We start from the raw sequence: 20423 nt of genomic DNA, 5'->3' as shown, positions 1-20423 counted from the left end.
TGATGTCCGTCGTGTTCCATCTGACCAAACCCGGCGGGCAGATGCGTCAGACCCCGGACGCAACTCCGTGTACTGCTGCGGTATGACACGAGGCGCTGTTTTGCCCCCCGACCAGTAGGGGTCGGAGGGCGCTGCCGTGAGGGCCGGTGAGGGCCGGTGAGGGCCGGTGAGGGCCGGTGAGGGTCCGGGCGAACGCCGAAGGGGCGGCAGGCGGAGGGCCACGGGCGGCGGGCGGCGGCGTGGGACGGGAGGCGGGTCAGCCGGCCCGGTGCACCACCGCGTCGCACAGCTCGACCAGGGCCGTCCTCGACTCGCACTCCGGCAACGGAGCCAGCGCCGAGCGCGCCTCTTGCGCATAGCGCACGGTGTCCCGGCGGGCCTGCTCCAGCGCGGGGTGGGCGCGCAGCAGCCGCAGCGCCTCGGCGTGCCGGGCGTTGTCGCTGAGGTCGGAGTCGAGCAACTCGCACAGGGCGATGTCCTCGGCCAGCCCCAGCCGGGCCGCCCGCTCGCGCAGCCGCAGCACGGGCAGCGTCGGGATGCCCTCACGCAGGTCGGTGCCAGGGGTCTTGCCGGACTCGTGGGAGTCGGAGGCGATGTCCAGGACGTCGTCGGCGAGCTGGAAGGCCACCCCGAGTCGCTCGCCGTACTGGGTCAGCACGTCCACGACCGTGTCGTCCGCGCCGGACATCATGGCGCCGAACCGGCAGGCGACGGCGACCAGCGAGCCGGTCTTGCCGCCGAGGACGTCCAGGTAGTGGTCGACCGGGTCCCGGCCGTCCTGCGGCCCCGCGGTCTCCAGGATCTGACCGGTGACCAGCCGCTCGAACGCCTCGGCCTGCACCCGTACGGCCTCCGGTCCGAGATCGGCCAGGATGTGCGACGCGCGCGCGAACAGGAAGTCGCCGGTGAGGACCGCGACGGAGTTGCCCCAGCGGGTGTTGGCGCTGGGCACCCCGCGCCGTACGGCGGCGTCGTCCATCACGTCGTCGTGGTACAGCGTGGCCAGGTGGGTCAGCTCCACGACCACGGCTGACGGCACGACGCCGGGAGTGTAGGGGTCGCCGAACTGGGCGGCGAGCATCACGAGCAGGGGCCGGAACCGCTTGCCACCGGCCCGCACCAGGTGCTGGGCGGCCTCGGTGATGAAGGGGACCTCACTCTTCGTGGCCTCGAGCAGCCCTTCTTCGACAGCCGTCATTCCGGCCTGGACATCGGCCTCCAGAGCCTGGTCCCGCACGCTCAGCCCGAACGGCCCGACGACGGTCACGAGGGGTCTCCTGTCTGCTGGTGTCCACTGGCTCTTAGACGTCTTGCAAAGTTTGTCGATAGGTCGCTGACATCACTCGAGTCAGCGTATCCGGTCATGTTTCGATCACCGCCAGCACCCACATTCCCCAGACTCACCTGCGCACGCGTGCACCGCGTCTCACGGCACCCTCCTATATCGGATCACAATCCGATCGTTTCTGATCAGTTGGCAATAAAGAATATTCCTCGCCTTTCAGGCACGACAGCCCACCCTCGGGACGCACCCGAACCACGATCCGACCCCAGCCCAGACCGCCGTCCGGGCCGCCGTCCGGGCCGCGCCCCGAACCGCATCCCGAACCGGGATCCGGCACGCGATCCGGCACGCAGACCATCCTGCCTGCCCAGGCGACCGATTTGCCGTAATTGCCAAGTAAATCCCCTCTGGTGGCAAATATGCCCACGCGATACGGCCAGTGAAGTACGTCACGCGCACCCCGGCACGCCCACCCCTCGCACACACCGGCGATTCCCCTTGCCCCGAGAGCGAGTTGACCCTTGGCAACCGCAAAGGGGCAAGCGCCCCAAACACCCCAATGCAAGATCAAGCAGCATGATCTGTGACGGTCGCACTTGTTCCCGACAAGTGCACTCGCATACGTTCCCGGCCTGTCGGGCGGACGCCGAATCCTGCCACCGCCCGCGCCACCCATCAATGAACTCACTCACGCACGGCAGGAGCGGGGGACCCAGGTAAGCCGCCGGACCGGTTCGCACCCGGAACGGCTCGGGGTGAAGCCATGCCCGCAGGGGCACGGCCGGGCACTCTCCCGCCCGAACCCGACAGCTCACCTCGCAGGCGTAGGAGAGGAACACAGACATGCCCGCATCCGGTCCGCCCCGCCGCTTCGGCCGCTCCCGCCTCGTCCGCTCCTTCGCCGTCGCCGGCGTCGCGGCGGTCGCCCTCCCGCTGTTCGGCGCCACCGCCGCCTCCGCCGCGCCCGCCGCTGCCGCGACGTCCGCCCCCGCCGCCGGCACCGTGACCGCGTACCCGGACAACCTCGACGGCTGGATCCGCGAGTCGCTGTCCGTCATGGCGCAGCACGGCATCCCCGGCAGCTACGACTCCATCCACCGCAACATCCTGCGCGAGTCGTCCGGCAACCCGCAGGCCATCAACCTGTGGGACTCCAACGCCGTGGCCGGCACCCCGTCGAAGGGCCTGCTCCAGGTCATCGACCCGACCTTCCAGGCGTACCACGTGCCCGGCACGGCCTTCGACCCGTTCGACCCGGTCGCGAACATCGCGGCGGCCTGCAACTACGCGGCGGACCGCTACGGCTCCATCGACAACGTCTTCGGCGCCTACTGAGACACCCGGGCCCATCGGGACGCCGGGACACCGGCGGCACCGCGGCCTACCGGGACACCCTCCCGGACCTGGGGCGAGGCAGCACGTGTGGGGGCACGTACGCCTCCGCTCCGCCGAACAACCGCTCGAGGACGACGGCCACGCCGTCGTCCTCGTTCGACGTGGTGACCTCGTCGGCCACCGCCGTGAGTTCGGGGTGCGCGTTGGCCATGGCGACCCCGTGGGCCGCCCAGTCGAACATCGGGATGTCGTTGGGCATGTCGCCGAAGGCGATGGTCCGCTCGGGTTCCAGCCCCAGGTGCTCGGCGGCCAGCGCGAGACCGGTCGCCTTGGTGACACCGCGCGGCTGGAGTTCCACGGTGCCCGGACCCGACATGGTGACCGTGGCCAGCGAGCCGACCGCCGAACGGGCCGTCGCCGCCAATTCGTCGTCGGTCAGGTGGGGATGGCGCAGCAGCACCTTGCTGATCGGCCGGACCCACAGATCGTCCCGCCGTTCGACCCGCACGGCGGGCAGCGTCGGGTGCGGCATCAGATAGCCCGGCTCGATCAGGGTGAGCCCGTCCACCCCGTCCTGGTCGACCGCGGCATACAGCTCCCCGACCTCGGCCTCGATCTTGCCGAGCGCGGTCTCCGCCAGTTCCCGGTCCAGGGTGACCGACCACAGCATCCGGTCCGTGCCGGCGTCGTACACCTGCGCGCCCTGTCCGCACACCGCGAGCCCGGTGGCCCCCAGGTCGTCCAGGAGCGGCCGCACTCCGGGCGCCGGGCGCCCCGTCACCACGAGATGCCGGACACCGGCCCGCGCCGCCAGCGCCAGTGCGGCGAGGGAGCGGTCGGAGAGGGTGTCGTCGCCGCGCAGCAGCGTCCCGTCCAGGTCGGTGGCGATGAGCGAGCAATCGGTGGGTGCGGCCATGATCAGAGAATACGGACACCGCGCCCGCCCGACTCACCGCGCCCGAACTCACCCCGCCCGTCCCGCTCCGCCCGGCTCACCTCACCCGGCTCGCTCCGCCCGGGGCACCACGCCCGGGGTGCCGTCCGCGGCCTCTGCACCACTTGGCAACAACATGCTCCGCTACCTACCGCCCTCGTGGTCTTGGGCGGTACCTTCACAAGTGTCCAGGGGGGACTTGATCGGGGGGTCAGGTGAGCAGTGGACGCACGCGTGTGCTGAGGCTCGAGGAGCTCGGCGAGGGAGAGCGGGAACGGTGGCGTGAGCTGCGCGCCGCGACGGAGGCACCGCGCAGCCCTTTCATGGAACCGGAGTTCGCCACCGCCGTGTCCAGGGTGCGGCCGCGGGCCCGGGTCGCGGTGCTGTACGAGGGGGCGTCCACCGAGCCGGCCGGCTTCCTGCCGTACGAGCGGGGCGCGTTGGGGCAGGGCCGGGCGATCGGGCTCGGCGTCTCGGACTGCCAGGGCGCCGTCCTGAGTCCGGGTCTCGCGCTGGAGACCGGTGAACTGCTGCACGCCTGCTCGGTGTCGAGCTTCGCCTTCGACAACCTGGAGGCGGACCAAGCCCTGTTCGTCCCGCACGCGGCCAAGGAGCACGCCACCTTCGTCATCGACGTGGAGAAGGGCTACGAGACCTACGAGTCCGTACTGCGCGCCCAGTCTCCGAAGTTCCTGAAGACCACCCTGGCCAAGGAGCGCCGGCTCGGCCGCCAGGCCGGACCTGTGCGGTTCGTGTTCGACGAACGCGACCCGGCCGCGCTCCGCGCGCTCATCGGGTGGAAGTCGGCGCAGTACCGCAGGACCGGGCGCCGCGACCGGTTCGCGCAGGAGTGGATCACCCTGCTCGTGGGCCGCCTGGCCGGGACCCGGGCTCCGGAGTGCACGGGCACGCTGTCCGTCCTGTACGCCGGGGACCGTCCCGTGGCCGCCCACTTCGGCCTGCGTTCGGCCTCGGTGCTGGCCTGCTGGTTCCCGGCGTACGAACCGGAGTTCGCGAAGTTCTCGCCGGGGCTCGTGCTGCATCTGCGGATGGCCGAGGCGGCGGCCGGCGAGGGCATCGGCCTGCTCGACATGGGCCGCGGCCCGGCCGAGTACAAGGATTCGCTGAAGACGGGCGAACGTGCCGTCTACGAAGGGGAGGCGACGCGTCCGGGCCTGGGCGCCACGCTTCAGCTGCTGCGCCGCGAGCCCGCGCGCCGCGCGCACGGCTTCGTCGTCGCCCGGCCGCGTCTCGCCTCGCTGGCGTCGCGGACGTTGAAGGGGGCGGCGCGGCTGCGCCGGCCGTGAGTGGTTCCCGGTCGCGAGAACCGCTCGGGACGGCAATGGCCGCTGGTGACAACCGTTCGTGAGGAGGGGAGGGGGAGGGCCCATGTCCCGCACAGCACGTACGCAGGAGGAGATACGGCGGTTCCTGGACATCGGCGCGGTTCAGGTCGCCGAACTGGACCTGAGCGGTGAGGAAACCGCCCTGAGACCCGGTCCGGGCAGTCCGCCGGTGACGCACGGCGAGGTGTTCCTGCTGGTCAGGAGAGACGGCCTGCCGGTGGGCACACTGCTGGGAAGGGTCCCGGAGGGGGCCGATCCGACGACGGTCCTGGCCGCGCTCGCACGGCAGGCGCTCGCACGGCAGACGCAGGCACAGGCGCAGACGCAGGCACAGGCACAGGCGCAGGCACAGGCGCAGGCACAGGCGCAGGCACAGGCACAGGCGCAGGCACAGGCGCAGGCACAGGCGCAGGCACAGGCGCAGGCGCAAGGGCAAGAGCAAGGGCACGACACGGCGGAGGCAGCCGTGGAGACCGCCGGGCCGCCGCCGCCCTTCACCTCGGTCGTCGTGGCCACCCGGGAGCGGGCCGGACAACTCGCCCGCGCCCTCGACTCGCTCCTCGCACAGGACCATCCGCACTTCGAGATCGTCGTCATCGACAACACGCCCGTGACGGACGAGACACGCGACCTGGTGCAGCGGAAGTACGGGGAGCGCGTGCGGTACGTGCGCGAGCCGGTCCCCGGACTCGCGACCGCGCACAACACCGGACTCGCCCACGTCCTGGGCGAGGTGATCGCGTTCACCGACGACGATGTCGTCGCCGACGCCCGCTGGCTCATCGAGCTGACCGCGCCCTTCGCCGCCGACCCGGAACTCGGCTGTGCCACCGGCCTGATCCTCCCCGCCCGGCTGCGCACCCCGGCCCAGGTCCTGCTGGAGAGCCACGGCGGCTTCGCGAAGGGGTTCACACCGACGACGTACGACCCGCGGAACCCGCCCCGCGACGAACCGCTGTTCCCCTTCACCGCGGGCCGGTTCGGCTCCGGGGCGAACATGGCGTTCCGTACGGAGGTGCTGCGCGCGGTCGGCGGTTTCGACCCGGCCACCGGCGCCGGGACGCCCGCCCGGGGCGGCGACGACCTGTACGGGTTCGTCCGGGTCCTCGCCCAGGGACACAGGCTCCGCTACACGCCCCGGGCGTTGGTGTGGCACCACCACCGGGAGACCTGGGCCGATCTGGAGACCCAGGCGTTCGGCTACGGCGCCGGCCTCACCGCCTACCTCACGGCGATCCTGGTCAACCGGCCCGCGCTGCTGCCCGCGTTCCTCGCCCGGCTGCCCCGCGGCCTGTCCCACGCCCGCGGCCTCACCGCCGTACGGGAGACCGGGGACACCGGGCACACCGGGGCCGGCTCGGCCGTTCCGGGCAACCACGACACCCGCACCACCCATCCCTGGCCGCGCCGCCTCTCACGGTTGCAGCGCAAGGGGATGCTGTACGGCCCCGTCGGCTATCTGCGGGCCCGGCGGGCGGCGGGCGGTACGACGGGGAAGGCGTCCCCCGGCGGCCGGACGGCCGGGGGTGCGCGATGACGGCGTCGTCCTCGCCGGACCCGGCGGTGCGAAGAGCCCGGAACGGATCGGGTGACCTGGGCGGCGGGGAGGCCGCGAAGCGTCCGGCCATCCCGGTGTTCCTCTACCACGCCGTGATGGACGACCCGCCCGACTGGATCGCCGAGTTCACCGTCACGCCAAAGGAGTTCGCGGCGCATCTAGACGCCATCGAGGACAGCGGCCGCACCCCCGTCACCATCAGCACCCTCGCCGGCCGTCTCACCGGGCGGGCGCCCCTTCCGCCCCGGCCGGTGCTCCTCACCTTCGACGACGGCTTCGCGGACCTGCCCGGCCCCACCGCCGACCTCCTGGCCCGACGCTCCCTGCCGGCCACCGCGTACCTCACCACCGGCGCCATCACCCCGGGCGGCCGCAGCCTGCTTCCGCCGGCGCCGATGATGACCCTGGACCGGGTGACGGAGCTGGAGCGTTCCGGCATGGAGATCGGCAGCCATACGGTCAGCCACGCCCAGCTGGACACGCTGACCGGGAAGCAACTGCGCGCCGAACTATTCGATTCCAAAGCTGTGTTGGAGGACACCCTCGGCCATCCGGTCCCTCATCTCGCCTACCCGCACGGCTACAACAGCCCCCGGGTGAGGGCCATGGCGTCCCGCGCCGGGTACGAGACGGCGACCGCGGTGCGGCACGCGCTGAGCTCGGACCGGGACGAGCGCTACCGCATCGCCCGGCTCATCGTCCGCCGCAGCCACACCGTCGCCGACGTCAGGGCCTGGCTGGCGGGCAACGGCGCCCGCGTCGCCCCCTACCGCGACGGCCCGAAGACGATCGCCTGGCGCTGGTACCGGCACACCCGGGCGGCGGTCCGTGGACCGGAGTTCGCGGGCTGACTCACCGGCCGGCTCGCGAGCTGACTCGGCAGGCTGACTCGGCAGGCTGAACGGATCGAGTGGGCGGGCGGTCGCGGTCGCCCGCCCGGTCACTTCGTCGGCTGGTGCAGATACGGGTCGGCCGCCACCTCGCGCAGGCTCTCCCACGCCGCCTCGTTGGCCACGGCCAGGTTGCAGTGCGGCCCGGGGTCACGGTAGTTCCACTGGAGCGCGGCCTTGACTCCCTCCAGCCCTTTCAGCACGGGCGGCACCTGTGCGTACCACTCGGCCTGCCGCTGCGGCCGGGTGGAGTCGACCGCGCTGCCGAACTCGGAGAGCATCAGCGGCTTGTCGGCGGAGATGTTCTTACGTATCCACTCGTGCGTGGCCGTCTGGGTCTGTTCGAAGGTCAGCCACTCCGTCTTGTGGCAGCGGTAGTAGTTGTACTGGTTGTAGCCGATCCAGTCGACGTACTCGTCCCCCGGATACATGCCCTTGAACAGGTCCCCGTGGCTCAGGTAGCCGGTGATGATCCAGGTCCACACCACGTTGTCCACGCCGAGTTCCCGAAACCGGTCGTGGATGTGCCGGTACGCCTGCACGTACTGGGCCGGGGTGCCGTTGGCCGGGGTGCGCGTGTCCATTTCGAGGTCGAAGGAGAGGAAGACCTTCTTCCCCGTGCGCTGCCCGTAGTCCTTGATGCGCTGCGCCTGGACGTCGATCACGGTCGTGTCCAGGTCACCGGCTGCTATCTCCGCCCACCTCGGCTGCTGCCCCTTCGTGCCGCCCCACCACTTGCTCTCCCAGGACAGCAGCAACATGCGGTCCTCACCGACCCGTCGCTCCTCCGGGCTCAGCAACTGCCCTTCCCTGCGGTTTCCTTTGGGCAGGGACATGTCGTGGTACGTGTAGACGATGTCGAGCTTGCGGCCCACCTTCTCCTCGTAGGCCTTCACCTTCTCCTCCAGGTTGACCCGTTCGTGCGGCACGAAGGCTCCGAACCAGGCGCCGCACGGTGGTTCGAGCAGTTCCGTGGGCCGGCACTCCTCGTCCGCCCCGGAGGGCTCCGAGACGTTCCGCAGCGCGAGTACGGCGACCAGTACCGCGCAGACGACCGCGGCCGAGGTGATCAGCGTCCGACGGCGGCTCGCGGCCGGCCGCCCCGCCTTCGGCCTGCGGTGCTGACCGGTTCCTGCGCCGCCGGTTCCTGCGCCGCCGGTTCCTGCGCCGCCGGTTCCTGCGCCGCCGGTGCCTGTGCCGCCGGTGCCTGTGCGGGATTCGGGGCCGGCAGGAGGGCCGGTGGTCGGGCCGCTGGTCGGGCGGCCCGCAGGAGGGCCGGTGGTCGGGCCGGTCCCTGGTCGAACACCGCGCAGGACAGCGGTGATACGGCGAAGAGGGCGAGCGAGCCTCACAGGAGGGAACCCTTCCGTGTCCTCGACGGCGGGGAGGCACGCAGCCGCGGGCAGAACGCGGCGAGCGTGGTCAGCAGGGTCAGGGCCACCAGCACCCGCTGGGCGCTGAAGGTGTGCGTGGCGATCAGCACCGTCGCGACGATCATCACCGCGGCGATGCTGACGAAGACGGCCAGCATCATCCGTTCCAGCAGGTCGGAATGGCGGACAAAAACGGGGTCGCGCCGCTCGACGGGACTCCGTGCGGACCGTACGCGCAGTGCGGGACCGCAGAGGCCGACCAGGGCCGTGCCCGGCCCCGCCGCCAGGAAGAAGACGACGGCCGCCCCGCGCAGCGGCGAACCGCCGGGCAGGGCGAGCGCGGCGAGCGCCAGCCAGCCGGCGAACGGCGGGAGCATCCGGATCACCAGATCCTGCGGTGTCATCGCTCCCCTCCCCCTTCTCCCTCTGTCCCCTCTATTTCCTCTGACCTCTCTGGCCCCTCTGCTTCCTCCGGTTGCCTCAGTTCGTAGACCGCCCCCGCGCTGTTCTCCGTCACCAGCCGGAACCGCGGCGACGCGGCGACGGACTCCAGGACGCTGTTCAACTGGGCACCGGTGAGCTGCCCGTTCATTTCGGAGTTCGCCAACTGGCCCTGAGTGAAGAGGAAGTAGGCCCGGCTCGGGCGATCCACTCCCGCCATGTCGGTGGCGAGGGTGCCGGCCGGGTCCCGCACGATCTCGTCGACATGGCTCCGGTCGTCCTCGAGGAACCAGTAGTGGTCGATGCTTCCGTACGAGGCATAGGCGAGCGGGTAGTTGCGGTTGGCGGCGACGACCAGCGAGCCCTCGGGCGCCTCGTCGAAGAGCTGCCCCACCAGGGCCACCTCCTGCGGCGGGAAGTAGTTGATCCGGTCCTTGCCCGAGTAGCTCGGGACGAACGCCAGGGTCCCGGCGAGCAGCACGAGCAGCGGGCCCCAGACCCGGATGCCGAAGCCGGTGCGCAGCCGGGCGCCGATGCCGCGGCGCGCGGGTGGCTCGGCCTCACCGTGCGCGTGGACGTCGCTGCGGGCCTCGCCACCGCGCGCCCCACCGGGCATTCCGGCCTTCCGGCGGGCCCTGGCCTCCGCCGCCGCCTCCGCGGCGGCGAGGGTGCGCGCCTTGGGCAACAGTGCGGCGGCGGCGAAGAAGGCGACACCGGGCAGCATGAACATCAGGACTCGGAAGATCATCTCGCTGCCGTAGCTGCTCGCGACGAACATCGGCAGCGGTGCCGCCGTGATCACCAGCAGCGGCATCGCGCGGTACCGCAGTACGGGCTGCCGCCAGACCCCGACCGCCGCCAGCAGCAGAACGGAGCCCGAGAGCAGCCTGGCCGCCCACGAGGTCGCGATCGCGCCGGCGCCGGTCGGGGTGGCGCCGTACCCCGCCTCGACGTTGCCGCCGACGTCGCCCACGGCGCGGATCATGTCCGGCATCGCGGCGGACAGGAAGGGCAGCGCGGCCGTCACGCACCAGGCCAGGAAGATGACGACCGTGGTGGCCACCGGCACCCAGTCCCGGTGGCGGCGGAGCAGGACCAGCGCGAGCAGCGACACGACCAGCATGGCCGGGGTGAGCTGGTGCGAGATGACGATCGCCATCACCAGCACGGTGAGCACGACGGTCCAGAGCGCCTGCCCCCGCCGCCCGCTGCCCGCGCCCAAACGGCCGTACCGGCGCAGTACCACGGCCAGCACTCCGAGGTGCAGCGCGAAAGCGACGGACTGCGGGGAGAAGTAGTCCTGGCCCACCCAGTCGGCGACGAAGAAGAGCCAGACCGCGGTCCAGACCAGCCGTCGGTCCTCGGTGAAGGTGCGGTAGATCAGCAGCAGCGGGAACAGCAGCAGCAGGCTGGACGCCAGCGGCCACCACGCCATGTACATCGCAGCCGAATCCACGCCCAGCAGCCGCACCAGCGCCGCCTGCGCGGCGAAGAAGCCCGGCCACTGGTCGTAGACCGCCATGTCACCGATCCGGTCGGCGGTCTGGAGCCCGCCCGCGGTCAGCAGGTGGTCGATGACACCGTCGTGCTTCCACGCCCAGGCGTACAGCGGGGTCGGGTAGAGCACGGCCTGTGTGGCCCGCTCCATCACCAGCAGACCGAGCACGTACGCCGCCGGCCAGCCGCCGGGCCGGCGGCGGTCTCGGACCGTGAACCAGAAGCCGGTGGTGAGGACGACGAGGCCGGCCCAGAAGCTCGGGTGGAGCGCGGTGACCAGGCCGTAGTCGTCGAGCTGCGACACATCGGTGTGCCGTACCGCGTACAGCCACAGTGCGAGCGCCGCGAGCAGCGGCAGGGCGGGCCAGAGCGCGAGGGCGTGGCGTGCGGACCAGAGGGGCGGCAGGTCGGAAAGATCCGTCACGGGTTCATGGACCGGGGTCGACGACTCCGAGGAGGGACGGGTCCGCGACTCGGTCCGCGAAGGCGGTTCCCTACGGGTGCCCGCAGGGGTGACGGGCGCCGATGTGCTCTCTGGTGCGGGCTCGGACGCGGATCTCTCGCGTGGAGTGGCTGGCGGACGCACGGTGGTTGCCCCCTGGCGGTTCGGCTCCAAAGCTTGATTCGTTCGCTGGTTCAGCCGTTCGGTTGTCTGTGGTCGGGCAACCACGACGCCGGGACGGCACGGCGGAGCGGCGGAAGTCGGAGAAGGAGCAGCAGCAGAAGCAGGGCGGCGAGCAGCGGCGGTGACACGGGGGCGAGCGCGTCCCGCCACACCCAGCCGGCCACGGCGACGAGATACAGCGCCCCCCAGCACCCCGCCCAGGACAGCCGGTCACCGCCCACCCGCTCGAGCAGCAGCCACAGCGCGCCGAGGCACAGCACCTGGCACACCGACGGCGTCCAGCGCAGCAGCGGCTCCGGCCCGTCGGTTCCCACCGCGTCCGCGAGGAATTCGGCTGTCCGGACGTACCACGCACCGCCCACCGGCGATGGTTCCCAGCCGAGCGCGACCGGTGCGGCGTACAGGGCGAGCAGGGCCGAACCCAGCGCGGTGCCGGGGAGCCAGGGGTCGGGTGCCGTGCACAGCGTCACCGCGGCGACGAAGACCAGGAGCAGCACTCCGCCCGCCGCGAGCGCCACGAGCGGCAGCCCTTCCAGCAACTGCCGCCCCGTCAGTTCACCCTGTTCCTCCGGCGCCGGTCCGCCGAGCCGGTGCAGCGGGCGTGTCGACGCCCAGAAGGCGACGGTGGCGAGTCCGAGCAACCCCCAGAGGATGTCCCGCAGCCGTCGGTCGGACCCGCCGCCGGCCGGCGACGGGGTGACACGGCCGGCCGTGCTCACGGACGCTTCGGCGGACCGGCCGGGCCGGCCGGCGGCACCCGCGCCGTCCCGGCCCTCGTCCTCTCCACCCCGTCCGTCCTGCTCATCGCGCTCGCCGCGCTCGTGCGGTGTCTCGTCCCGGACCGGTGCGTGCGCGTTCCGTGAAGTGTGCCCCGCGTGAGCGCCGGCCGCCGGATCGCCCTCGGCCTCGCGCTCGTGCGCCTCGGCGCCCGGGTGCTCCCCGGGCTCGGCGCTCGGCCCGGCACCCGCGTCCGTAACCGGCTCCGATTCCCCGTCCAGGCCCACGTCCGGCCCGGGGCCCACGTCCGTGGGGCGGGGCCGGACGATGAACGCCATCGTGTCCGCCTGGAGGGCCTCCCGTTCGTAACCGGGGCGGCCGATGAACAGCGTGACGGTGTCCGCGTCGTCCTGTCCCCGGCCCCCGTCCTCGTACGGGGCCCGGCGGCCCCAGCCCGTGCCGTACCCGGCGGTGGCGTTCAGCTGCGCCCAGCGCGTGCCGTACGCGGGACCGGCGGAGGCGCTCCCCGTCCGTCCCGTCCCGCTCGTCGTACCGTCCTTGCCGCCGGCCCCGCCCGTCCGGTCGACGAGCCCACCGTGCCCGTCGCGCGTATCGCGCAGCGCCGAGCGCAGGCCGAACACCGAGACGACGGCGACCACCGTCATGCCGATCAGCACCGCCCACCCGGCGCCCGCGATGCCCGCCGGGGTGAACAGCACGGCCGCGCCGCCCAGTACCAGTACGCACATGGCCCCTTGGAGCACGGCGAGCACACCGGTGCGCCCCTGCACCCGCAGCACCCCGATGTACAGCTCCACGACCACCCGGGGCAGCGCCCCGAGCGCGAGCAGCCGCAGCACCATCGAGCCGTGCTCGGCGTAGTCCGCGCTGAACGGCGTGAGGATCAGCGGCGCGAACACCACCAGCACCAGCACGACCGGCACCAGGAGCAGCGTCATCCGGCGCAGCGCCCCGCGGACCCCGTCCGCGAGCCGGCGCGGGTCGTGCGAGGCGTGGGCGGTGAGCGACGCGGCCATGTTGATGGCCATGAACTCCATGGTTCCGCCGACGGTGTACGCCACGTAGAAATAGCCGTTCTCGGCGGCGCTGAAGCGGACCGCGACCATCACCGGCAGGAGATTGATCATCGTCAGGCTGAACAGCGCGCCGAGCGAGTCACCGGCGAGGAACCGGCCCATGTCGCGGATCCTGGGCGGTTCCCGGTCGCGGTCGGCGGCGGCCTGGCGCGGGATGAGCCGACGGAAGATCAGCCAGCCGAGCGGCAGCGTGGAGAACGCGATCGCGACGGCCCAGGACACGAAGATGCCCAGCACGGGCAGCGCGCTCGCGAAGACGGCCAGCAGGACCAGCTTCCCGGTGGAGAAGACGGCGTTCCCGACGGGCACCCAGGCGGTCCTGCGCAGGCCCGTGAGCACCCCGTCCTGCAGGGTGAGCAGTGCCCACGCCACGCACGCCGCGACGAACAGCGCGCCCGCCAGCGGTGTGCCGAGGGGCTCGTACGACGCGCCCCACAGGTCGAGCGTGAGCAGGAAGACACCCGCGGCCAGCGCGACGACCAGCGAACTCGCCCCGTACACGCCCCACACAAGGCGCCCGGTCTCGCGCCCGGCGCGCGGCACGAAGCGGACCACCGCGCCGATCATCGTGGTCGCGGTGATACTGGCGAGCAGCCGCATCGCGGCGATGGCCGCGGAGCCCTGGCCGACCGCGTCCTCGGAGTAGTAGCGCGCGGCCACGAGCCAGAAGCCCAGCCCGAGGACGGCGGACACGCCGGTGCTGAGCATCAGGAAGTAGGCGTTCTTGAAAAGCGAGTCGGAGCTGTCGGAGCCGTGTTTGTCGTCGGCAGGTTCGGGTCCGCCGCCGCCCGTGCGCACCGCGGCGGGCTCGTGCACCTGGATCTCAGCCACGAGGCGGCCCCAGCCCTCTCGCCGCGGTCCCCGACCGTCCGGTGCCTTGCCCCGTCGGTCCGTCCGGCGCCTCACAAGCCCCTGACTCCTGTGACCCCTGCGCGGCCTCCGACGGCTCCGGTGCCTTTGACGGTGGCTCCGGTGGCTCGGCCGGCTGTGCCCCGGACCGCTCCAGCGCCTCTGCCGCCTCACGCGCCCGCAGCGGGTCCACCGGCAGCGCGTGCCGCGCGAACCAGCGGGCATTCCCGGGGGCGGACGACGGGTCCGTGAACGCCGCTCCCGCATAGTCGTCCAGGGGCGGGTCGTAGAGGTAGCCGACCACGATGCGGCGCCGGGCCAGTGCCGCGATCGCCGCGTCCCGGTCCGCCACCAGCAAGGGCACCCGGAACAGCGGTTGCACCGCGCCGTCCGCCGGCGGCCGGGCCCACGGCGTCGACAGCAGCAGCTCCGTGCCCGCCCGTGAGGCCCGTAAGACGTCGTCCAGCCGCCCGAGACTGCGGTGAACGCGGCGCAACCGTACGGGGCCCGGCTCCCGCCGGTATTCGTGCATGTCGACCCGCACCCAGGGGTCGTGCGCGACCAGGTCCGGCGCGGAGCGCACGGCGCCGGCCAGCGCGTCCGGACGCAGCGGCATCCGGATCCCCTCGCGCTCCGTCAGCCCCAGCAGCTCCATCGTGGCCCAGGCGGCCCGGCGCAGCCCCAGCCGCCGTACGGCGGCCTCGGCGTACGGCCGTACCGCGTAGGCGAGTTCGGACGTCATGCGCCGTGGGGTGAGCAGTTCGGCGCAGGCCTCACGCACCGCTGTGCTCCGGTCCGGATCGGCCAGCGCGAGGATGCCCCCCGTCTGGGCGCCGACATGCTTGGAAAGGCTGAAAACGGAGGCGTCTCCCCATGCCCCGACCGGCCGGCCGCCGACCTCGCTGCCGATGGCGTGCGCCCCGTCCTCGAACAACGGGATGCCCAACGCATCGCAGCGGGCCCGCAGTTCGGGTGCCGGATCCGGGTTGCCGTACAGGTTCGTGGTCAGTACGGCGGACAGCGAGCCCCATGTCTCGTCCGGCACCGCGTCGATGTCGATGGACGCGTCGAACGGGTTGAGCGGCGCCTGCACCGGGCGCAGGCCCGCCGCGAGCACCACGAAGAAGATGACGTCGTCGTTGACCGGCGACATCAGCACCCTGCCGCCCGGCGGGCACCAGTGGCGCAGCGCCACGAACAGCCCGAACCTGCACGACGGCACATACACACATTCCCGGCCGAGCCGGCCGCGCATGGCATCTTCCAGCCTCTTCGGCTGCATGCCCGAACGCGCCGATCCCGGGCCGGCCTCCCCAATGGCCATCCGTCCCCCTGTTGTGCCATCGGAACGCCCCCTCCCCGAGGCCTTCCGGCACCCGCCCAGAGTCGCCCCGTTCGCACCGCTCCGTCAAGATTGCGTATCCGCCCTGTGGACAACTTCCGGTACGCAAGGGGGAGCAGCGCACGCGTCATGCCGTCCCGGACGCGCACGCCACGCCTCCCGCGCCCCGGACCCGCCCTTCCGCCTCTGCCCAAGACCATCGCGACACCCGTAACGTGTGGCACGCCACGGACACGTGGAGCACCTGCGCACACGAAAGCGAGGCAGCACCCGATGCCCCCCTTCGATGTCCCCGAGGGCGATCCCTTCGGCCCGCACAATCTGCCGTACGGCGTGTTCTCGCCCCCCGGCTCGTCGGAGCAGAGGGTGGGCGTCCGGCTCGGCGACCACGTCCTCGACGCCGGCGCGGCCGCACACGCCCTGGGCTCCCCTTACGCCTCCCTGCTCGCCCGCCCGACCCTCAACCCGCTGCTGGCGGCGGGCCGTACGGCCTGGTCGGACGTCCGGCGCGCCCTCACGGCCTGGGTGACCGTGCCGGCGCACCGGGAGACCGTCGAGCCGCTGTTCCACCCGCTGTCTTCGGTGACCCTGCACCTCCCCTTCGAGGTCGCGGACTACGTCGACTTCTACGCCTCCGAGAACCACGCCCGGAACGTCGGCCGGATCTTCCGCCCGGACGCCGCCGACTCCCTCACCCCGAACTGGAAGCACCTGCCGATCGGCTACCACGGCCGCTCCGGCACGGTGCTGGTGTCCGGCACCGACGTCGTACGCCCCTCGGGGCAACGCAAGGCGCCCACCGATCCCGCCCCGGTCTTCGGCCCGTCGGTGCGGCTGGACATCGAGGCCGAGGTCGGCTTCGTGGTCGGGGCGCCGTCCGAGCTGGGCCGGCCGGTGCCGCTCGGCGACTTCCGCGACCACGTCTTCGGCCTCTGCCTCCTCAACGACTGGTCCGCACGCGATGTCCAGGCCTGGGAGTACGTCCCCCTCGGCCCGTTCCTCGGCAAGTCCTTCGCCACCTCGGTGTCGGCCTGGATCACCCCACTGGACGCCCTGGAAGAGGCCCGGGTGGCGCCGCCGGAGCGCACCCACGCGCTGCTGCCGTACCTGGACGACACGGACGAGGAACCCGGCGGTTACGACCTGCGGATCTCCGTGGCCGTCAACGGGCACGTCGTCTCCGAACCTCCCTTCTCCACGATGTACTGGACGGCCGCCCAGCAGCTCGCCCACATGACCGTGAACGGCGCCTCCCTGCGCACCGGCGACCTCTACGGCTCCGGCACGGTGAGCGGGCCCGCCGAGGGGCAGCGCGGGTCCCTGTTGGAACTGACCTGGAACGGTCGCGACGCCCTCGAGCTCCCCGACGGCAAGCGGACCTTCCTGGAGGACGGCGATGTGGTGACCCTGTCGGCCTGGGCCCCGGGGCCGGGCGGAGTCCGCGTCGGCCTCGGCGAGGTCACGGGACGGGTGACCCCGCGGGCTGACCCCACGGGCTGACCCAGCGGGACGGCCCCGTGCGTCGGCTCCGCGGGACGGCCCCGCGGGCTACGTCGGCGAAGCCGTCCGATCTACGTCGGCCCCTGCCTCGCACCGCCCTTCGCCGTCATACTTACTTGGCGTCGGGCGGTGTGCGGCTCCCGCACCACACGTACCCCGCACGTACGCGGCACGCGGCACACGCCTCATGCCCTCCGCACGTCATGCAAGGCCCGCACCGCACGCACGTCCCGCACGCACGTCCGAAGCCGCCCTCTTCCGACAGGATCCGGAGCCCGTGGCATGACCCTCTGCCTGCTCCTGCTGAGCGTTGTCGCCGTGACGGCCGCCGGGCCCGTCCCTCGGGTGCTGACCCGGGCGAAGTGGCCGGAGCGGGAGCCGGTGGTCGCCCTGTGGGTCTGGCAGTGTCTGGTCGCCACGGTCCTGTTGTGCTGCGTGGCCGCCCTGGCCCTGGCCGCCGCGGCCGTCTTCGGCACGGTCCGCGCCCAGCTCTTCGCCCCGGCCCCGCCCGCTGTGACCGCGGCGTACGACCTGTCCGCCGCCCCGTCTTGGGCGGCCGCCCTCACCGTGCTCCTGGCCTGCGGCGCGGCCTGGACCACGGCCATGCTCGGACGTGAACTGGTCGACGCCCGCCGGCGCCGGGCCCAGGCACGAGCACATCTGCTGGAGCGCGCCCCCGACCTGCCCGCCGGTCTCCCCGCGGCCCACGGCCCCCTGCTGGTCCTCGAGGACGAGTACCCGGACGCCTGGTGGATGCCGGGCAGCCCGCCCCAGCTGATCGTCACCACCGGTGCCCTGCGCCGCCTCACCGACCATCAGATCGACGCCGTCCTCACCCACGAACGCGGCCACGCCCGCGCCCACCACAACTGGCTGCTGCACCTCTCCACCGCCCTGGCCACCGGCTTCCCCCATGTCCCGCTCTTCGCCCACTTCCGCGACCAGACCCACCGCCTGGTCGAACTGGCCGCCGACGACACGGCCTCCCGCCGCTGCGGTCACCTGACCACGGCACTGGCACTGATCGAGCTCAACCAGCACCGAGGCGTCCTGTCCTGCGCCTCCAGCCACCGCCTGCTCGGCGAGCGCGTCGACCGCCTCCTGAAGCCCTCACCCCGCCTCGGCCGCCGCGACCGCGCCCTGACGACGACAGCGGCGGCCCTGATCCCTCTCCTCCCCCTCCTGATCACTTTCGCCCCGGGCCTCACCGCCCTGCCGTGACCCGGTACGCGATCCCCGCACGGCACCGCCCATCAGGCACCCACCCGGCCACCCGGCCGGGCGAGGCACTGACCACGGCCCGCCCGGGGCCGGACAGCTGACGGCCGAGGACCAACGGCTGACGGCTGACGGCTGACGGCTACATCCAGTCCTCGGGCTCCGGCTCGGCGTCCATCTCGGGCCAGTCGTGGTCGGACACGGGACCGGCGGGATCTCGACCGATCCGCCCGGCGTCGGTACGGGCCGCGTCGGGCCCCGCCGCCTGAGCCGGGTCCCGCGTCCCGGCCTCTGCCCCGTCCTGCGCGCCTGCCTGTGCCTGTGCCTCTGTCTCTGCCTCTGGTCCGCCCTGCGGCCCGCCCAGCCCCCTGAGCACCCCCACCACGCCCTCCCCGTACGTCGCGAGCTTCTTCTCGCCCACTCCGCTGATCCCACCGAGCTCGGCGACCGAGCCGGGCCAGGCCGTGGCGATCTCGCGGAGCGTGGCGTCATGGAAGATGACGTACGCGGGGACGCCCTGCTCGCGGGCCTGTTCGGCACGCCAGGCGCGCAGCGCCTCGAAGGCCGGCAGGAGTTCCTCGGGCAGCTCGGCCGCCGCGGCCTTGGCCTTGCCCTTCCCCGAGCCCAAGGCTCCCGACCGGGAGGTCACCGGCTTCTTCGGCTCCTTGCGCAGCGGCACCTCCCGCTCGCGCCGCAGCACGGTCCCGCTGGCCTCGGTCAGCACCAGCGTGCCGTAGTCCCCCTCGACCGCGAGCAGCCCCTGGGCCAGCACCTGCCGGACGACGCCCCGCCATTCGCCCTCTTCCAGATCGTCACCGATCCCGAACACGGAGAGCTGGTCATGGTCGAACTGGATGACCTTGGCCGTGCGCTTGCCCAGCAGGATGTCCACGATCTGCACCGCGCCGAACTTCTGCCCGCGCTCCCGCTGCAGCCGGACCACCGTCGACAGCACCTTCTGGGCCGCGACGGTTCCGTCCCACGTCTCCGGCGGGGTGAGGCAGGAGTCGCAGTTGCCGCAGCCCGCCGGGTCGGGGTTGTCCTGGCCGAAGTAGGCCAGGAGCTGCCCGCGCCGGCACCGGACCGTCTCGCACAGGGCGAGCATCGCGTCCAGATGCTGGCCGGCCCGGCGCCGGAAGGCCTCGTCGCCCTCACCGGACTGGATCAGCTTGCGCTGCTGGATGACGTCGTTGAGCCCGTACGCCATCCAGGCCGTGGACGGCAGCCCGTCGCGCCCCGCACGGCCCGTCTCCTGGTAGTAGCCCTCGACGGACTTGGGCAGGTCGAGGTGGGCGACGAACCGGACGTCCGGCTTGTCGATGCCCATGCCGAAAGCGATGGTCGCCACCACGACCAGGCCGTCCTCCCGCAGGAAGCGGGACTGGTGCGCGGCACGCGTCCCCGCGTCCAGTCCCGCGTGGTACGGCACCGCCTCGACGCCGTTGCGGCTGAGGAACTCGGCGGTCTTCTCCACGGAGTTGCGGGAGAGGCAGTAGACGATGCCCGCGTCGCCCGCGTGCTCCTCCCGCAGGAAGTTCAGCAGCTGCTTCTTGGGATCGGCCTTGGGCACGATCCGGTACTGGATGTTGGGCCGGTCGAAGCTCGCCACGAAGTGCCGGGCATCCGGCATGGCCAGCCGCTCGGTGATCTCCTGGTGCGTGGCGTGCGTGGCCGTCGCGGTGAGCGCGATCCGGGGCACGTCCGGCCAGCGCTCGCCGAGCAGCGACAGGGAGAGATAGTCCGGCCGGAAGTCGTGCCCCCACTGGGACACGCAGTGCGCCTCGTCGATCGCGAAGACGGAGATCTTCCCCCGCGACAGCAGATCCAGCGAGCTGTTCAGCCGCAGCCGCTCCGGCGCGAGATACAGCAGGTCCAGCTCGCCGGCGAGGAACTCGGCCTCGACGACGCGCCGCTCCTCGAAGTCCTGTGTGGAGTTCATGAACCCGGCGCGCACACCGAGCGCCCGCAGCGCGTCCACCTGGTCCTGCATCAGCGCGATCAGTGGCGAGACGACGACTCCCGTACCCGGTCTGACCAGGGCCGGAATCTGGTAGCACAGCGACTTGCCGCCACCGGTCGGCATGAGCACCACGGCGTCCCCACCCGCGATCACATGCTCGATCACCGCCTGCTGCTCACCGCGGAAGGCGTCGAATCCGAACACCCGGTGCAGCGCCGCCAGCGCCTCGCTCTCCATCACTGCCATCCCACCACTACCGTCCGTCCCACTCATCGTCCCGCCCCCCCGTACGACCACTCGCGGCCGCCGCGTCCACTGCGGCCGCTCTCGACCACTGCGCCCACGATAGGCGCCTCCACCGACATCCCCGGAGTTGTCCACAGACCGCCACCCCGGACGTATCCACAGGCCCCCGCACCCATCACATCTGCACACCGACGTTCACGGGCCGACCAC

The 20423-nt window shown here is 72.3% G+C and carries 14 protein-coding genes and 1 riboswitch; of the genes, 6 read left to right on the top strand and 8 right to left on the bottom strand.

Annotation, left to right across the window (positions count from 1 at the left end):
- Positions 1 to 256 precede the first annotated feature (256 nt).
- Positions 257 to 1267: a polyprenyl synthetase family protein gene (locus ACFPZI_RS05270; RefSeq protein WP_381358823.1), complete on the bottom strand. Its 1011-nt coding sequence runs from the start codon at positions 1265 to 1267 to the stop codon at positions 257 to 259.
- A 693-nt stretch (positions 1268 to 1960) separates the two neighbouring features.
- Positions 1961 to 2125: riboswitch (cyclic di-AMP (ydaO/yuaA leader) on the top strand.
- Positions 2126 to 2128: 3 nt separating this feature from the next.
- Here ACFPZI_RS05270 and ACFPZI_RS05265 point away from each other — a divergent pair.
- Complete coding sequence (locus ACFPZI_RS05265) at positions 2129 to 2620, top strand: transglycosylase SLT domain-containing protein (RefSeq protein ID WP_381358820.1); 492 nt, start codon at positions 2129 to 2131, stop codon at positions 2618 to 2620.
- 46 nt (positions 2621 to 2666) lie between these two features.
- Here ACFPZI_RS05265 and ACFPZI_RS05260 read toward each other — a convergent pair whose 3' ends face one another.
- The gene (locus ACFPZI_RS05260; RefSeq protein WP_381358817.1) at positions 2667 to 3536 is read right to left on the bottom strand and encodes an HAD family hydrolase; all 870 of its coding nucleotides are present in this window, start codon (positions 3534 to 3536) and stop codon (positions 2667 to 2669) included.
- A 254-nt stretch (positions 3537 to 3790) separates the two neighbouring features.
- On the opposite strand from ACFPZI_RS05260, the gene ACFPZI_RS05255 reads away from it, so the two are divergent.
- The 3 genes from ACFPZI_RS05255 to ACFPZI_RS05245 all read left to right on the top strand — a co-directional run bounded on the left by ACFPZI_RS05255 (position 3791) and on the right by ACFPZI_RS05245 (position 7309).
- Complete coding sequence (locus ACFPZI_RS05255; protein WP_381358814.1) at positions 3791 to 4861, top strand: GNAT family N-acetyltransferase; 1071 nt, start codon at positions 3791 to 3793, stop codon at positions 4859 to 4861.
- Positions 4862 to 4943: 82 nt separating this feature from the next.
- The gene (locus ACFPZI_RS05250) at positions 4944 to 6437 is read left to right on the top strand and encodes a glycosyltransferase family 2 protein (protein WP_381358812.1); all 1494 of its coding nucleotides are present in this window, start codon (positions 4944 to 4946) and stop codon (positions 6435 to 6437) included.
- A gap of 116 nt (positions 6438 to 6553) precedes the next feature.
- The gene (locus ACFPZI_RS05245; protein WP_381359504.1) at positions 6554 to 7309 is read left to right on the top strand and encodes a polysaccharide deacetylase family protein; all 756 of its coding nucleotides are present in this window, start codon (positions 6554 to 6556) and stop codon (positions 7307 to 7309) included.
- A gap of 89 nt (positions 7310 to 7398) precedes the next feature.
- Here the strand turns inward: ACFPZI_RS05245 and ACFPZI_RS05240 are convergent, their stop codons facing one another.
- The 5 genes from ACFPZI_RS05240 to ACFPZI_RS05220 all read right to left on the bottom strand — a co-directional run bounded on the left by ACFPZI_RS05240 (position 7399) and on the right by ACFPZI_RS05220 (position 15271).
- Positions 7399 to 8700, bottom strand: a complete 1302-nt coding sequence (locus tag ACFPZI_RS05240; RefSeq protein WP_381358809.1) for a glycoside hydrolase family 26 protein — start codon at positions 8698 to 8700, stop codon at positions 7399 to 7401.
- A complete protein-coding gene (locus tag ACFPZI_RS05235) occupies positions 8697 to 9125 on the bottom strand; it encodes a hypothetical protein (RefSeq protein ID WP_381358806.1) in 429 nt (142 codons plus the stop codon). The genes ACFPZI_RS05240 and ACFPZI_RS05235 overlap by 4 nt, the downstream gene beginning before the upstream one ends.
- A complete protein-coding gene (locus ACFPZI_RS05230; RefSeq protein ID WP_381358804.1) occupies positions 9122 to 11083 on the bottom strand; it encodes a glycosyltransferase in 1962 nt (653 codons plus the stop codon). Before ACFPZI_RS05230 ends, ACFPZI_RS05235 begins: the two co-directional genes overlap by 4 nt.
- A gap of 212 nt (positions 11084 to 11295) precedes the next feature.
- Complete coding sequence (locus ACFPZI_RS05225; RefSeq protein ID WP_381358801.1) at positions 11296 to 13929, bottom strand: lipopolysaccharide biosynthesis protein; 2634 nt, start codon at positions 13927 to 13929, stop codon at positions 11296 to 11298.
- Positions 13922 to 15271 carry a DegT/DnrJ/EryC1/StrS family aminotransferase gene (locus ACFPZI_RS05220; protein ID WP_381358798.1) on the bottom strand — a complete coding sequence of 450 codons (1350 nt, stop codon included), beginning with the start codon at positions 15269 to 15271 and terminating at the stop codon, positions 13922 to 13924. Before ACFPZI_RS05220 ends, ACFPZI_RS05225 begins: the two co-directional genes overlap by 8 nt.
- A gap of 291 nt (positions 15272 to 15562) precedes the next feature.
- Between ACFPZI_RS05220 and fahA the strand changes: the two genes are divergently transcribed.
- On the top strand, positions 15563 to 16789 hold the full coding sequence (gene fahA, locus ACFPZI_RS05215) for a fumarylacetoacetase (protein ID WP_381358797.1): 1227 nt from the start codon (positions 15563 to 15565) through the stop codon (positions 16787 to 16789).
- 282 nt (positions 16790 to 17071) lie between these two features.
- Positions 17072 to 18010, top strand: a complete 939-nt coding sequence (locus tag ACFPZI_RS05210) for a M56 family metallopeptidase (RefSeq protein WP_381358794.1) — start codon at positions 17072 to 17074, stop codon at positions 18008 to 18010.
- A 139-nt stretch (positions 18011 to 18149) separates the two neighbouring features.
- Here ACFPZI_RS05210 and recQ read toward each other — a convergent pair whose 3' ends face one another.
- Positions 18150 to 20213: a DNA helicase RecQ gene (gene recQ / locus ACFPZI_RS05205; RefSeq protein WP_381358791.1), complete on the bottom strand. Its 2064-nt coding sequence runs from the start codon at positions 20211 to 20213 to the stop codon at positions 18150 to 18152.
- Positions 20214 to 20423: the final 210 nt, after the last annotated feature.

Origin of the sequence: Streptomyces chlorus (assembly GCF_042655885.1) — a bacterium.
In the GTDB taxonomy this organism is placed as follows: Bacteria; Actinomycetota; Actinomycetes; order Streptomycetales; family Streptomycetaceae; genus Streptomyces; species Streptomyces chlorus.
Note: the sequence above shows the minus strand (reverse complement) of the source record. Positions and strands in the feature narration are given on the sequence as shown.

What these genes read in the sequence shown, in the direction of transcription:
- ACFPZI_RS05265 (WP_381358820.1), top strand. Translation starts at nt 2,129, where the DNA reads ATGCCCGCATCCGGTCCGCCCCGCCGCTTCGGCCGCTCCCGCCTCGTC.
- ACFPZI_RS05210 (WP_381358794.1), top strand. Translation starts at nt 17,072, where the DNA reads ATGACCCTCTGCCTGCTCCTGCTGAGCGTTGTCGCCGTGACGGCCGCC.
- ACFPZI_RS05245 (WP_381359504.1), top strand. Translation starts at nt 6,554, where the DNA reads ATGGACGACCCGCCCGACTGGATCGCCGAGTTCACCGTCACGCCAAAG.
- ACFPZI_RS05235 (WP_381358806.1), bottom strand. Translation starts at nt 9,125, where the DNA reads ATGACACCGCAGGATCTGGTGATCCGGATGCTCCCGCCGTTCGCCGGC.
- recQ (WP_381358791.1), bottom strand. Translation starts at nt 20,213, where the DNA reads ATGGCAGTGATGGAGAGCGAGGCGCTGGCGGCGCTGCACCGGGTGTTC.
- fahA (WP_381358797.1), top strand. Translation starts at nt 15,563, where the DNA reads ATGCCCCCCTTCGATGTCCCCGAGGGCGATCCCTTCGGCCCGCACAAT.
- ACFPZI_RS05220 (WP_381358798.1), bottom strand. Translation starts at nt 15,271, where the DNA reads ATGGCCATTGGGGAGGCCGGCCCGGGATCGGCGCGTTCGGGCATGCAG.
- ACFPZI_RS05260 (WP_381358817.1), bottom strand. Translation starts at nt 3,536, where the DNA reads ATGGCCGCACCCACCGATTGCTCGCTCATCGCCACCGACCTGGACGGG.
- ACFPZI_RS05250 (WP_381358812.1), top strand. Translation starts at nt 4,944, where the DNA reads ATGTCCCGCACAGCACGTACGCAGGAGGAGATACGGCGGTTCCTGGAC.